Consider the following 15697-nt stretch of genomic DNA (forward strand, 5'->3'; position numbering starts at 1 on the left):
GGAAGGTTTGCGTCTGTTGTATACCGAAGTATAAGCATTATCGACAGTAGGCAACCCTACACAGTAGGCTGGGAACCAGCCGAACTCAACGCTTGTGGACATTGTGTAAGACTTAGTAATACAACTGTTGTATTGCTAAGCAGTAGTGGTTGAAGCAAGAAGCCCCCACTTCTGTAAGTGGGGGTAGTTCACTGTCTGATTAGAATTGATTATACAATGTTTTGACAGACCCGTATTCCATGATAGAATATGCCAAGAAGGAAAATCAGCTGTTGTAAATCCAGAGCGGAGAGCGAAAATTGATATAATTTGTGATATGTTAGTTGCCTTAAGAAAACGACTAAGGATAGCGAAGGTGAAGTAATGTATTGTTTTTATGACAGAGACTTGGAAATGTGGTTCGACTCTACACGAGAGAAGATTTTAAAGATACTATCAGCGATTTGTAAAATAATATGGAGGATATGAGTATGGAAAAGTTTCTTTCTTCATATAAAGAAAATAAAAAAATATTTTTAGGTGATACAGACTCCTATACAGTTGTACAGAATGGATATACGGAAGATGAGTTGATTTTCAAAATAAAAATGGCAACGTTATTGTATGATGTTGTTTTTATACCCGCAGCATATATGTGGCAATCGGAACAAATGAAAGAGGTTATGTATAAAATTCAACCATTAATATTAACAGAAAATGTTTTGCCAATAATAAGGAAGAGCAAAGAAACACGGGATATTAAAGATTATTTTGAAAAACGGCAGAATGAAACAAAAGATCTTAAAAATAAGAAAGTCTTTGAAATTCCGAGCTTAGCGACTGAAATAGCGGATTCGGACGATAGAAAAGATATGCTCTTTTTGAATCGTATGAATTGTTGTCTACACTTAGAAGAAAAATCAGTCAAAGAAGAATTTATAGATTTGTGGAAAAATGATCTTTCAAATAATACAGATATTAATGCGATATCTATGATATTATATAGAAGCAATATTGATTCTTCACTTTATAAGGTTATTTTACATGAGTTGAAAAATGATGTTGATTATGAAAATTTTTCTAGAAGTACATTAATTGATCATATTTTGAAATTAAATATCTCACAAAATGTGAAATTAATGTTTCAGGAAAGAATATCATGGTTGTATTTGAGAGCAAATGCCAGGGCTAGTCAAAGTGATTTTTACATTTCAAAGTCAGCTGAAAATAAGTTAGTATATAAGGCAAATGTGGAGATATATATAGAACTGCTAAAAAATTTTGGAATTAATAAAAGTATGATTCAGTCTTTGTCAGTAGAAGAATTGTTACGAATTAAATACTCACCTGAATATTTGAATTTTATTATTAGCTACAATAATCTTGTTGAGAATATATACTATGAGCAGAGTAATATAGTTAAGAAGACAAATAAACATATAAATGCAATGTTACTTCAAGAAAATATTAAACGTAGAATTTGGAGCAAGTTGTCAGCGATCTATGGGATATCAGGCACGATTTTTATTGGTTTAATTGTTAATTATTTTTCTGGTAGTGACATTAATAATATTGCGTTAGGCGTTTCGGGAGGAGCGGCTATATCTTCCTATATTTTGAAAAAATTAGAAATTATCAATAATTCTATTTCAAGTACATCGTTTTATGATTTTAAAGAATTTATAATAAAAGAAGAATATAAGAAGAAAATGCAAAGGAGTATTAATGGAGTAATATTATGAAGACAAGGTATAATGACCATAACGATATTGAAAACTTGAAAGAAAAAATGCAGACTAATGAAGTAGTTCTCTTAAAAGGTAAAAAATATGATACGCTTGTGGGAAAAGGGTTGCAATTAAAAATAAATAGTTCGGTAGGATTAAGTGATGAAAGCGAATTCAAAAACGAAGCGGATAAAATATCTAAAATAGCATGTTTTGATGTTTTGCCAGATACTATGATGGATTTAAGTATTATTTCTACAAAGAAGCCATTATATGATTTAATTCAAAAAGAAATTGGTTGCCCTGTGGGTACAGTCCCTGTATACGTATGTTTTGACAGTAGGAAAGGAATAGATAAAAATAAGTTTTTGGAAGAAATAGAAAGACAGGCACAAAATGGTATAGCATTTATGACGTTACATTTTACTGCTGTGGATGAAATTTATAGAAAGACTATAGATAGAAATATTTCTGTTATTAGTAGAGGTGGAAGTTTAGTGCTTCGAGATTTATATATTAATAAGAGAAAACAGAATATTTTATTTGAATGTTTTGATGATATTTGCAAAATATTAAAGAAATATTCTGTAGTAGTAAGTGTTGGAACAACTTTTAGACCGTCAACTTTGTATGATGCATTGGATGAGATTCAGTTAAATGAAATTAGAATGCAAAAAGATATAATAAACGTATTACGCAAAAGAGGCATTGATGTAATGATGGAAGGTGTTGGACATATCTCTTTGGGTGACTTAAAAAAATATGTTAAGTTGATAAGAGAGGATTTTTATATACCTTTTATGCCGTTAGGGTCAATACCTACGGATCGAGCAGTTGGATGGGATCATGTGTCTGCTGCAATAGGGGCTTCTTATATGGCTATATTAGATGGGGCTGATATTATTAATGCAGTTACGCGAGAAGAACATACTGGAGGTATACCAACTACGAATTCGATTTATGAAGCACTTAAATCAGCACAGGTAGTTGTAAATAGTATAAATGATGTTAGATTTTTTGAGAAATATAATAAAGTACAGAATAATAAAAAAAATAACTGTATGGGAATTATGAAAGAGAATATTGGATGTGATAGATGCAAAGAGGAATGTCCATTTCTTTTATGGTTTTGAGGACATGAATTTGACAACTGTTTCAAGAGAGATTAAAAAGACTCAATAGCAAAACTGTATCTCGTTTTGCTATTGAGTAAGCCTATTTAAATGAAATTTGGGTGGTTTTGAAATTACCAGATGCCGGAGGATGTTTATTCCTCCACTGGGGCAATAAAATTTTCTAAAGCACTTATCATTTTTGGGTGGCGAATCACAAAGTGTATGACTGGTGTTTTGGTTTTAGACAGACGTACACATTTCCCTTCAATAATATGGATTTGAATATTGCGGAATGTCTGTTTGGCTGTCGGGTGAACACGATAATTGGGATGAGAAGCAGAAAACTCCATTGTCTGACGGATATGAGCCAGGTATTCATCATATGAGTATACGAAATCGGTTTCATAAAAAGCATCCGTTAAAGAAAGGTGTGCCGGATGTTCCTGAAATTCTTCCGGTGAGATGGTTGCGAATTCATCACAGACGGACGAATGTTCTAAGGTCTTTTCTATGAGGAGGCGTTGGTTTTGAGCATACTGTAACAGCATCTCCTTTTCTTTCATCGAAAGCCCTGCACGTTCCAAAATCAGTGTAAGAAGTTCCGGTGCAATGGTGTAGATGGGCGGCGAGGATAAGATATTGTGCCGGTCACCAGGTTTTTCGCTTTCTGCACGTTGATAGGTTTCAAACAATGACTTGGATTCTGAACGAAAAATTTCCATAAGAGGCTGTGCCTTTGAGAGAAGGTCGGCGGCTTTTTGCTTATAGTAGGCAACTTCTTCGTGCTTGTTGGTAAGATAATATTTGCCGTGGTCATGATGTCCGCTGATGCATTCTCCAATCAGTGCTACTGTTCCGGACACATAATTGAAATGATGGTACACCTGGGTGGATACATTCGGCAGGTGATAAGGCGAAACTTGTCCGGTCATATAGATAGGAATCCAGCTTTCCAGACCGAGCATCATTTCGTGAAATGGTCGATTAATATTATGAATGATATTCAAATGAAGTCCTTTCTTTAAGGACATGGCAATTGCGAACATCCATTTTCGGTTAAAATCCATATCTTCTGCCATATCTGACATGGGCATATCGCTGCACATGAAAATGGGCTCCATAGACTTTGCCAGAACTGTATGTTTAAAAAAGTCCAGCTCTCCTTTTCGCATTTCCACAATTCCGTAATAGGAACGTGGTGAGTACAGTTGAAAAGGCACAGTAGGTACTTTTAATTCATCAAAGTGGATGGAACGAATGTAATCATCAAGATTGAAGGAATCCAGATTTTGGAGAAATCTTTCCATATCATCGGATTGATGAGGGGCGGAGTCGCTGATTAGCCAGTTTTGCAGATGTGCCAGATAGTCAGCATCGGTCTGAAACGCTTCTACAGGGACGCCTGACAAGGAAGCCACTGCATTTTTATCAGCTGGATTGCTGTGGTAGGATACGATATAGTGACAAAGGCTGTTGCAAAAAGCGTTTAGATCACTGAGATGTCTTTGACCGGAGCGAACCCGGTACAGATAAGACACATCAAAGTTTGATGCCTGAGCCAAGGCTTTCATATTTATATTCAGTACAATGCAAAGACTGTCAAAATTTTTGAAAAAATTTTCATAATCGGAATTCTTCCTGTTCAGTGAAGACTCAAAATCTTTATGAATCCGTTGAACCGTTATATCCGTAATGGCTTTTTCTTGGGCAAGCCTTACTAGACCGGTGATGAGCTTTTTAAACTGTTCACTGTCTGGGGCAGGTTCGCGATTTCCCGTACGATAACGGCTGATGACAGCAGATGATAATTCACAGGCCTCTGCCAGTTCTTTAGCAGAGCATCCCAGTAGGTTGATATATTGATTCAAATAATCTCTGAATTTCATAAAAATCCTCCTAGATTTTTCTTGTGCTAAATTTTTGGGAATATCGTTAAGTGCTTTTCTTACATTATAATGTATAGAATAGAAGATGAAAAGAAAAAATTGTCGAAATAGTCAAATGACTTATCTGGCAATTTCAGAAAAAACCAAGAGAATTGTGATAAAATTAAATCAAAATTAACAAGCTGTAAAAGGAGTGATATGGTATGAAGATAAAACTGAAAAGGACAATAGCTGGTTTTCTAAGCGTTTTGGTGGCCTTCTCTATGTTAATTAGTGGACAGATACCACTGCTGGTCAAGGCAGAAGAACCAGGAAATTCCGATAGTGGAATTGAGGTGTCTTTTGTAGGTGGTACTGTTGTAGGAATCAGTGACAATACGATTACATATAAGGTTGGAGAAAAGCTTGTTAATGTAGAAGTTGGGGTGGTTTCTGGCTCCAGCATCGTAGCAGCGGTTTCGGATTCCAGTGTAGTTGTACCATATGGGAAAGAGGATGAGGTCACGTTTACACTGGATGAAAACTATGATCCAACAAGCATGAAAGTGAAAGTATATGGTGTAAATAACTTCAATACTACTTTAACAGTGACAGATCATAAAACAACTCTTGCGGATATACCTGCGGAAACATATTTAACAAGTTCTGTTAATTTTATGGTGGAACTGGAAAATGGAGGTGGAGAAGAAACTGTTGGAGAAGGCTCATGGGAGAATGCTTATGATCCATATTTGTCAGAAGGCATCAATATTCTTTCGACCTGGATTGGGTCTTCTGAAGGAAAAATAACGTATGAATTTTCAAATGATAAGGATAGCTGGACCGGTCCTAAGGCTGAACTAAGCCGAACAGCAATAGAAGGATGGTTATCCACTTTACAGAGTACGACGGCAACTGAAGAACAAAAACAGGAAGCTAAAAGCAAGTTATTTGGAATTACACCGTCAGGTCAGTACATGAAACTTACGGCAGGAGAAGACTTAGGCGGAAATCATCTGGGGTTTGAGGTCTTTCAGAAAAATAGCGAGGGAAACTTAGTCCGTCAGGAAGACGTAAAGATTTCCTACTATGATTATAGAACTGGTGGATTTGTTACTATGTCTGATGACAATCGTGACTGGGAAGACTACATGAAATGCAAGCCTTATCTAGTAGATGGAGTGGATACCCCAACTAAGGGATTGATTATTGATTTAAATTCGATGCCGGCGAACTATATTCTCAGAGGCGTCCTTCCTTTTGACAGTCGCAAGAACATCAGTTGGTGGAATGCAAAGTACAAGGAGCAGGTAGAAGCGGCAGGAGATCATGTCAGTGATGACAACTGGGTGAAAAATGGAACTGTGGAGCTGGTTAAGGTTGTCAGTGGGGATGGAAGTGATGTATATTATTCCAACGAGCCTGGCTGGCATGCTGATCCTGGTATGGATGAAAATTTCGTGGTGTTCCTTGGAAAGGCTGGTTATGACTTTGGCGATAATACTCTAAGACCAGGATATGATGGAGCACATGGCGGCTTTTCAGCAGAAGAAATGCTAGAAGCTGCAGAGAAAGCCAGCGGACAGTGTAATGTTCCAGTTAATTCTTTGGTCACGGTAAAATTAACGCCGGATCCAGGTTATCAGATTTTAAGTGCATCTTTAAATGGAATGCCTTTGATACCAGATGAGAAAGTTACAAGTCAGTTTACATTTAAAATAACGTCGAATTTACATTTTTCAGCAGTATTTGAGAAAGCGTCCGATGTTGTAAGTATAGCCGCTAGTGAAGTTTCCGGTGCACAGATTACAGGAACGGAAAATGCTGTGGAAACTGGAAACGTTGCATTAACAGTAGCCGATGACACGGATTATGACGATACTGCCGCAATGCAGGTAGTGAGTGGAACAAAAGTGGTATCCCTTGATGTTACAGTCAATCAGATTGTTGCGAAAGCAGGAAAATTGTCAGAAACAGAACAGTATCAGGCAAAAAATGGTAGTCTAGCAGTTACGGAAGAGAAATTCTGGAGAAATAGATTGGCAGAACTGGAGAATCCAGTTAATGTTGCCCTTAATTTAGATGGGGTTACATTGGCAGCGGATGAAACTTTGGCAATTGTGCGTGACCATAGCGGAGAATATACGGAAGTTCCGGTGATGGTTGAAAAGAATAACAATGACATTGTAGTGAATTTCTCCAGTGATAAGTTTTCTACATATACAATTATTAAGAAGAAGGTAACAATCCCATCTGGTGACTCTGGTACAGGTGGAACAAATTCGGGAGTTTCTTCCGGCGTTGCTGAAACACCGGAAAAGCCGTCTACACCGGATACAACGGTAATTACAAATCCGGATGGAACTACAACAGAAACCAAAACAGAAGTGGTTAAGAATGAAGTCGGAAATTCTGCAGAGGTTACCACAATAACACAAAAGGATGGGCAAGGCAATGTGACTGGAATAACCCAGGTGACTGTTATTGACCAGATTATTAAGAATGCGGATGCAAAGATAACAGTAGAAAAAAATGCCGCAGGTGAGATTACAAATGCTCAGGCGGAAGTTACCAAGACAGGTTCCACTGGTAAGACGGGTATAACAGCAACATTGGATGGTTCTGTAGTTTCACAGATTATAGATGCTGCTGGTACGGAATCGGTTGCAATAACAATGACAGTTTCTGCAGGAACAAAGAAATTTGTTGTGAAAGCGGACACAGGGGATATTAACGAAGGCAATAAGTTAAAAGTGTTTGTAGTTAATAAAAAGACTGGAAAATATGTTCTTGTCAATGCAAAAACATATACTGTCAGTGAAAAAGGCAATGTTAAGCTGACACTTCCTAAGGGTGAAACATATCAGCTTATGGATACGAAGGAAGCAGCATCGGTTGAAAAAGCAATTCTTAATACGGTGAAACTTAAGAAAACTTCAGTGACAGTAAAGAAAGGCAATAAGATCACTGTACAGCTGAATAGTAAGCTGGATATGGATAATGTAGCGAAGATTACTTATTCTAGCGGTAATAAAACCATTGCAACGGTAAGCAAGAGTGGCAAGGTTACTGCAAAGAAGACTGGAACTGTGTCCATTGAGGCAAAAGTTACGTTGAAGAATGGTAAGACAAAAACGGTTACCCTGAAGGTGGGAGTAAACTAAGAGGCATTAAAAGGGAATGAACAAGTATATGCATAAAAGAAGAACTAGAGTTCACTTAGCTGTGAACTCTGGTTCTTCTTTTATCACAGAGATAAAGAGAATATATGTTGAATTTCCAACATCAAATAGAAAAAAGCAAATGGGTAGTTTATGCTGATTGCAATATTGAATTTTTATTATATAATAAGTATAATATTTGATATTACAAGAGGTAGGAGAATAAAGGTAGTTGCTGTGAGGGTTTGAAAATAATGGACAAGCAGGAGGATAACAAATGATAAAAAGTATACCATTTATTGAGATACCGCTGGGAGCATTGTGCTGTTATCTCTTTTTAATGCTTTGTTTTTTGAAGGCACCAAATAATAAAATTGTTAAATATTTTCGATTTGTGCTTTTTTCCTGTTTATTATGGACAGGAGGAGCAACGCTTATGCGTCTGCAATTAAAACCGGGCATTGAGTTTTGGTTTAATATATCTATATTGGGGCTTGTATTGATTCCATTATCAATTACATATTTTTTATTTTATATCTTAAAGATTAAAAGTCCAATTTTTAAGATGATTCAGTTTTTTCTTACCGTTTTAGCAGCGGTGGTTAATAGTATTTGGGGAATTTTGATTCCGCCACCAAATGTAATTGTAGAGGCAAACGGGGATATTGTTTACCGCTATTATATGCCGGCGGGGGCGTACGTTTTAGCAATAATTGAGGGAATAATGATAGCTTATGTCATTGCCATGACTTATCAATGTATTAGAGATGACAGACCTAAAGCGAAGAAAATCGTTCCTTTGGTTGTAGGAACAATTGCTTTATTTGTAGGAAACCTTTTAACACTAATACCAGAAAACGTATTTCCTTTTGATACATTAGGCGGACTTGTGTTGGCTTTTTGTATTGTTTTTATTATGCACAAGCAATATTTATTTGATATGTCCTATAGAGCTGCAATTGGGACTATTTATACGGTATCTGCTCTTTTGATTTTTTTTGTTATGTGGCATTTTGGTAAAAATGCTGGACAATATATCAATAAAGATTTTGAACAATTAGGAGAAATTGTAGTTATTCTTGTAATTCTTTTAACGTTATTTTCGGGACTGGTTATTTACTTAGCAGGAAGATTAGTAGAGCAAATTTTAATTCGAAATACAAAGAAAAAATTAGAACAACTACAGACTTATCGCAACAATACGGCATCGCTTTTTAGTGAAGAAGAACTTTTTGACCGGACAATGGCAATATTAGAAAAATTTTTCCCGAATGCAACAATTGCAATTTGCATTTTTGTAAGAAAAAAAGAAAAGTATGAAATTGTTCGCACGAATAAAAAAGAACTTGCTTTTTCGGAGCAACAATTGGAATTGATAGGGAAAGAATTGCAAAATGCAGAGTCTTTACAAGCTTCTGAGTTAGCGAAATACGCACCAATTGTGTATGATAACAAGATAAAAGGTTTTATTTTTTTAAAACTGCCTCCAAAAGTAAAAATGAATTATATGGAACTTGAGTATTATAGGCAGATCAGTGCCTACGCTTCCATCTGTTTAAAAAATATTAGTGTTTATGAAAAGGTATATCAGGTTTCGATTCATGACGATTTGACAGGGTTATATAACCGTACGTATTTGAAAGAGTTTAAGGAAAAAGGATTGGATACTGGGAGTTCGCAGGCGTCTATTTATTTTGACATTGATGGGTTTAAATTATATAACGAATTGTATGGAGAAGCTTGTGGAGATAAGGTTTTAAGGTGGTGTAGTAAGCAGATTTTAAAAACAGTAGATGGACGAGGATTGTCTTTTCGGGTTGGATCGAATGAATTTTTGACTTATATCAAGTTTCAAAGAAAAGAAGAAGTAATTGAACTTGCAAAGCAGATTCAACAAAACATTGCAAAAGATGATGAAGAAAAGCCAGAGGTATTACAATCAATTACACTAAGTATCGGAATTGCATTTTATCCGGATACGGCAAAAGATTTGGAGCAATTGCAGCAACAGGCGGAAAAAGCTAATTTTTTTGCAAAAAGAAACGGAAAAAACCGAATTGAACTTTATGAAATGAACTTAGAACAAAAAGAAAATGAACAGCCGGAATGGAATGGGTATGACCAGATTGCACCGACAATATATGCCTTGACAGCAGCAATTGACGCAAAAGACTCGTATACGTTTCAACATTCGGTCAATGTTTCAGAATATGCAGTTTTACTTGCAAAAGAGGCCGGACTAAAAAAAGATGAAATTCGGATTGTAAAGGAAGCTGGTCTATTACATGATATTGGAAAAATAGGAATCCCAGAAGATATTTTGAAAAAGAAGGGAAGATTGACGGAGGAAGAATATGAAATTATGAAAACGCATGTTGCCAATTCTATTAAAATGATACATTTTCTTCCGAATATGAACTACGTTATTCCAGCAGTTGTCGCTCATCATGAGAGATTTGACGGAAAGGGATATCCAAGAGGAATGAAAGGCGAACAAATTCCATTGCTCGGACGGATTTTAGCTGTTTGTGACTGTTTTGATGCAATGACTTCAAAGCGAGTTTATAAAGAGGCAATGCCGATTGAATATGCAGTTGATGAATTGGAAAAGAATAAGGGGACACAATTTGATCCCGACTTGGCAGAGATATTTATTCGACTAATAAAAGAGGGAAAAATTAATGTTAAATAATGGTAATGCTAAAAACTTTTGAACGATGAAACAAAAGGAAAATATGAAATATAAAAGGAATAGAAACGAGAGAGAACATAGATGAAAAAGTTAGTAGTAGGAGTACTGGCTCATGTAGATGCCGGAAAAACGACCTTATCAGAAGCAATGCTTTATCTTGGTGGAAGTATTCGGAAATTGGGAAGAGTAGATAATAAAGATGCGTTTTTGGACAATTATGAATTAGAACGTGCGAGAGGAATTACGATCTTTTCGAAGCAAGCAGTTTTTTCATGGAATAATACACAAATCACTCTTCTTGATACACCTGGGCATATGGATTTTTCGGCTGAGATGGAACGAACCTTGCAGGTATTGGATTATGCTATCTTAATTGTAAGTGGAGCAGATGGTGTGCAGGGACACACAGAAACGTTATGGCATTTACTTAAAAAATATAAGATTCCAGTATTTATATTTATAAATAAAATGGATCAAAATGGAACAGAAAAGGAAATGCTTCTGCAAGAATTAAAAAGCCGTTTGAGTGAAAATTGCATTAATTTTAACGAGAAAGAAAAGGAATCTTTTTATGAAACGGTTGCGATGTGTGATGAAGAATTGTTAGAAGCATATTTAGAACAGGGAAGCATTGAGAAAGAAAAAGTAAGACAGTTTATTGCAGAGAGAAAAATCTTTCCCTGTTTTTTTGGTTCTGCACTTAAAATGCAGGGAGTGGAAGAATTTTTAAATGATTTCGGGCAATACACAAAAGTCCCTTGTTATCCCGATGCATTTGGAGCAAAAATATATAAAATAGCAAGAGATGTTCAGGGAACAAGATTAACTTATATGAAAATAACAGGTGGGAGTTTAAAAGTAAAAACAGAGATTGAAGGATATAGAGAAAAAGTAAATCAGATTCGGGTCTATTCCGGAGAAAAATATGAGGTAGAAAATGAAGTGTCAGCCGGAAGTATTTGTGCAGTTACAGGTCTGTCAAAAACGAAACCAGGTGAGGTACTTGGAAGTGCAAAACAATCATTTGCTCCAATTTTAGAACCGGTGTTGACTTATCAGGTTTTATTGCCATTGGGCTGTGATGCCGCTACGATGCTTCCGAACTTGCGAATTCTAGAAGAGGAAGAGCCTGCACTTCATGTTGTATGGGATGAAACATTGAAAGAGATTCAGGTTCAAATTATGGGTGAGGTACAGTTGGAAATATTAAAGAGTCTGATAAAAGACCGCTTTCATATAAATGTAGAATTTGGGACAGGCAATATTGTCTATAAAGAAACAATAAAAGGAAAAGTAGAGGGTGTGGGTCATTTTGAACCTTTAAGACATTATGCAGAAGTACATTTGATTTTGGAAGAGGCAGAGCCGGGAAGTGGAATTGCAATTTCTTCTAATTGTAGTGAGGATATGTTAGAAAAGAACTGGCAACGATTGATTCTTACACATTTGGCAGAAAAGGAGCATAAGGGTGTTTTGACGGGTTCTGCAATTACTGATGTGAAAATTACTTTGGTGGCAGGAAGAGCACACCAAAAACATACAGAAGGAGGGGATTTCCGTGAAGCAACTTATCGGGCGGTCCGACAGGGGTTAAAACAGGCGGAATCTGTTCTTTTAGAGCCTTATTATGAATATCGGTTAGAAGTACCGGAAAAATTGATTGGACGAGCTATGACTGATATAGAAAGAATGTATGGAACGTTTGAGATACAAGAGAGTAAAAGTGATGTAGCGGTTTTAACAGGAATTGCTCCAGTCGTAACAATGCAGGATTATCAGAAAGAGGTTATTGCATATACAAAGGGAATGGGAAAACTTTTTTGTTCGTTAAAGGGATATGAACCATGTCATAATACAGAAGAGGTAGTTAACCGGATTCATTATGATTCAGAAAAAGATATAGAAAACCCTGCAGGTTCCGTATTTTGCTCCCATGGTTCCGGGTTTTTTGTCGGTTGGGATGAAGTAAAGAACTACATGCATGTTGAAAGCCAATTGGTTGAAGAAACTGAGCTAATTGATGAAAATAAAGTTGCTGGCAGGAAAAATGATATAGAAGAGGAATGGATTGATGTTGAAGAAATTGATTCCATTTTAGCAAGGACATTCTATGCAAATCAAAAGGACAAATCGTTACAGAAAAAAAGTGTGGCTCGAAAAAAAGAATTTGCAGCGACACCTACAGTGAGAAAATGGAATCAGCCAGAAAAGTTGGAAGAGTATTTGTTAGTTGACGGATATAATATTATATTTGCATGGGAGGATTTAAAAGAGCTATCCAAAGTTAATATCGACAGTGCAAGAGATAAACTGATGGATATATTGTGTAATTATCAGGGAATAAAGGGAAGTAACCTGATTGTTGTATTTGATGCTTATCGTGTTCAGGGACATCAGGAAGAGATTTTTGACTATCATAATATACATGTTGTTTATACAAAAGAGGCAGAAACAGCAGATCAATTTATTGAAAAATTTGCTCATCAAAATAAAAATAAGTATCGTGTTACAGTTGCAACGTCGGATTGTTTAGAACAGATTATTACAAGAGGGCAGGGAAGCCTTTTACTTTCGGCAAGAGAATTACGAGAAGAGATCGAAAAAGCAAGTAAAGAACTGCAGACAGAGTATTTGGATAAACAGATAAAAGGAAGAAACTTTTTATTTGATTCTTTGTCAGCAGATGAAAAACAGAAATTGGAAGAACAGACCGGGAAAACCAGAATTAGATAGAATATTTAACAAAATAGTGATAACAAGGTAAATACATCTTAAGTAAAAGCTACTTGAGATGTATTTATTTGGATTTTTGCTTCTGGTTGCAGTAGGTAAAGATGCAGATATTGTAATTTTTGACAAAGAAATTAATATAAAGCATACATTTGTAAGCGGAAAAAATGTTTATCAAAAGGAAGAAATAATTTAGAGAAAAAACTGGTTTAGCAAGTGAAAATTAAAATATTAATTTTCTATTTGCTAAACCAGTTTTTTCTTTTATAACTAAGTACAAATTATTTAATATGTTTTTTAATTGCCTCAAAGCTTTCTTTACTAATAACATGCTCAATTCTGCAGGCATCTTCAGAAGCGATATTTTTATCGACTCCAAGTTGAACTAACCAAGAAGTAAGAAGCTCATGACGCTCATAAATCATTTCAGCAATTTCTCTGCCGGATTCTGTTAAATAGATATAGCCTTCTTTAGTTACAGTGATGTGATTTTTTTCTCGTAAATTTTTCATTGCTACACTAACACTGGATTTTTTAAATCCCAATTCCTCTGCGATATCAACAGAACGGACTACGGGACGAGCCTTGCTTAATATTAGTATTGTTTCTAAATAATTTTCAGCGGATTCGTTTATAATCATGGATATTCCACCTCAATTCCATCGTATTATAGTTTTTTATGCTAAACTTTCCTTATGATGTTGGGGTCAAAAGATATTTTGCCCCCTGATATCTCTTTATTATAACATAAGTTTAATTGGAACTCAAACAAAATGTATTAGATTCAGCGGTGAGGAATAAAAAATATTATTTCCGTCCCTTAATGTTTCTCTCTAGGTATTTTAAGAATTATCCACATTCTTCCTATTATTTTGGATTTTATACACATCCAATAGGCCTAAAAATCCAATTTTTGTATTTTGTGGATAAATATTCTGTTATTTCATCTTCCATTTGACCACCACCTGTGTTAAAATAACCTTGTTATTCCAAATACACCGTTGTGTATCTGGAGATGTAGGATACATCTTCTTTCGTTACTGTTAGGCCTCGAAAACTTTCCAGTAGCCCTGAAGATGTATTTTTTATTGTCTGCTTTAGTTCCCTGATGTATGGATTCCATGCCAGATATAACTGCATGAGGATATCCGATATCTGCGTCAGCAGATAATGATTTTTCATGGCATTACTGTTTTTACTGTTAAGATGCTCGATCCGGTAAAGACCATTCTTCTGATTATTAAATCCCTCATTTTCTATTTTCCAGCGTCCTCTTCCTGCGAGTACCATTTCCTCAATCTTTCGTTTTGTCAGTTCTATACTGGTTACCCACTGGAATCGTGTTGTATGCTTGGTTCCTTCTTCCTCTTCCGTTTCATATTCATATTCGAATACATTCATAACTTCTTTTTTCCCTGCAACCTCCTCTACATGATTGGCATAGCAGGCGTCCCCGTTTTCTTTGCACAATCTGTTTTTCTTTTCTGCTCCTCCTCCGCTCTTTATCCATTCAAAACTTTCATTCAGCAGTTTCTGCCGTGTATCTTTCTGCGTAAATAAATACTCCCAGTGATTGTTTCTGCACAGCTGCATGATTGGTTCTGCAGCATAAAGTGCATCTCCCTGGATACAGATGGGCAGTCTTGGATACTCCTTCTTTACTCTTGCCATCAAGCGTTTTGCCGCATTTATTTCACAGTCCTGTTTACTCACATCTTCCTTTTCCTTTTCAATAAACTCTGTTCCAAGGCTGATTATGACTCTGTCACTTAGCACAATTTTGGCTTCTAATACCTTGTGGTAATAGAATTTTTTCTTTTTTCCATCCGGCATCTGTCTTTCTGTGCAGAGACAGTTCTCACAGTGCTTTTCCTTAAAATAAGACAATCCGGTTCCGTCCAGTATCACTCTCCAGTGTTTTCCGAGAAGCCGGTTTCTATTAAAATGTTTTCCTCTTATCAGACTTGTTACCATCTTTTTTCTCAAATCTGAAAGACATTCCGGTGACAGCCTTTCGAGATAGTAATTCAAGGTGTCATAATGGGGCATTTCATTAAGCCTTGTGTTTCCAGACATTAGACTGAGTGTATGAATACAATTCTCGTTATTAAAGTTCTCTTCCATCTCACGCATGGAAAACTGACCGCATACATTTTTTAGAATCGCTAAATAATTTAAATCGGTCTGATGATACGTGATATAACTCTGATTTCTTGGATCGTCCATTTCTGCAATCCATTTCCCTAAGTCATGGAAAAAATGGTTTGTGACCATCATAAAATCCACAATCCCCTTATCCTGCTATAAATGTCAATACAAAAATGTACAAAAGTTCCAAAATAATAATGTACAACTTTTTTAATTTTCAGTCTGGATATGATCTTTAAGCCGATATGATTTTCCGGATATTGTAATTACATGTGCATGA

The 15697-nt window shown here is 35.9% G+C and carries 9 protein-coding genes; 6 read left to right on the forward strand and 3 right to left on the reverse strand.

Features of this window, described 5'->3' with window-relative positions; translation table 11 throughout:
- Positions 1-470 precede the first annotated feature (470 nt).
- A complete protein-coding gene (locus FYJ58_RS13580; protein WP_154520251.1) occupies positions 471-1721 on the forward strand; it encodes a hypothetical protein in 1251 nt (416 codons plus the stop codon).
- A complete protein-coding gene (locus tag FYJ58_RS13585) occupies positions 1718-2839 on the forward strand; it encodes a phosphomethylpyrimidine synthase ThiC (protein WP_154520252.1) in 1122 nt (373 codons plus the stop codon). The genes FYJ58_RS13580 and FYJ58_RS13585 overlap by 4 nt, the downstream gene beginning before the upstream one ends.
- A gap of 134 nt (positions 2840-2973) precedes the next feature.
- On the opposite strand, the gene FYJ58_RS13590 is transcribed toward FYJ58_RS13585, so the two are convergent.
- A complete protein-coding gene (locus tag FYJ58_RS13590) occupies positions 2974-4707 on the reverse strand; it encodes a hypothetical protein (RefSeq protein WP_154520253.1) in 1734 nt (577 codons plus the stop codon).
- A 203-nt stretch (positions 4708-4910) separates the two neighbouring features.
- On the opposite strand from FYJ58_RS13590, the gene FYJ58_RS13595 reads away from it, so the two are divergent.
- The 4 genes from FYJ58_RS13595 (at position 4911) to FYJ58_RS15110 (ending at position 13465) form a co-directional block, all read left to right on the forward strand.
- Complete coding sequence (locus FYJ58_RS13595; protein ID WP_154520254.1) at positions 4911-7850, forward strand: Ig-like domain-containing protein; 2940 nt, start codon at positions 4911-4913, stop codon at positions 7848-7850.
- 274 nt (positions 7851-8124) lie between these two features.
- Positions 8125-10539, forward strand: a complete 2415-nt coding sequence (locus tag FYJ58_RS13600) for an HD domain-containing phosphohydrolase (RefSeq protein WP_154520255.1) — start codon at positions 8125-8127, stop codon at positions 10537-10539.
- Between the two features lie 81 nt (positions 10540-10620).
- Positions 10621-13272: a translation factor GTPase family protein gene (locus tag FYJ58_RS13605; protein ID WP_154520256.1), complete on the forward strand. Its 2652-nt coding sequence runs from the start codon at positions 10621-10623 to the stop codon at positions 13270-13272.
- A gap of 58 nt (positions 13273-13330) precedes the next feature.
- Positions 13331-13465, forward strand: coding sequence for a hypothetical protein (locus tag FYJ58_RS15110; RefSeq protein WP_268892689.1), 135 nt, complete (start codon positions 13331-13333; stop codon positions 13463-13465).
- An 85-nt stretch (positions 13466-13550) separates the two neighbouring features.
- Here FYJ58_RS15110 and FYJ58_RS13610 read toward each other — a convergent pair whose 3' ends face one another.
- Together FYJ58_RS13610 and FYJ58_RS13615 are read right to left on the reverse strand one after the other, a co-directional pair.
- Positions 13551-13910 (reverse strand): metal-dependent transcriptional regulator, encoded by a 360-nt coding sequence (locus tag FYJ58_RS13610; protein WP_154520257.1) that lies wholly within the window; start codon positions 13908-13910, stop codon positions 13551-13553.
- A gap of 343 nt (positions 13911-14253) precedes the next feature.
- Entirely contained in the window at positions 14254-15546 is a 1293-nt protein-coding gene (locus tag FYJ58_RS13615) for a transposase family protein (RefSeq protein WP_205839271.1), read from the reverse strand.
- Between the last annotated feature and the right edge of the window lie 151 nt (positions 15547-15697).

Origin of the sequence: Velocimicrobium porci (genome assembly GCF_009696045.1) — a bacterium.
Taxonomy (GTDB): domain Bacteria; phylum Bacillota; class Clostridia; order Lachnospirales; family Lachnospiraceae; genus Velocimicrobium; species Velocimicrobium porci.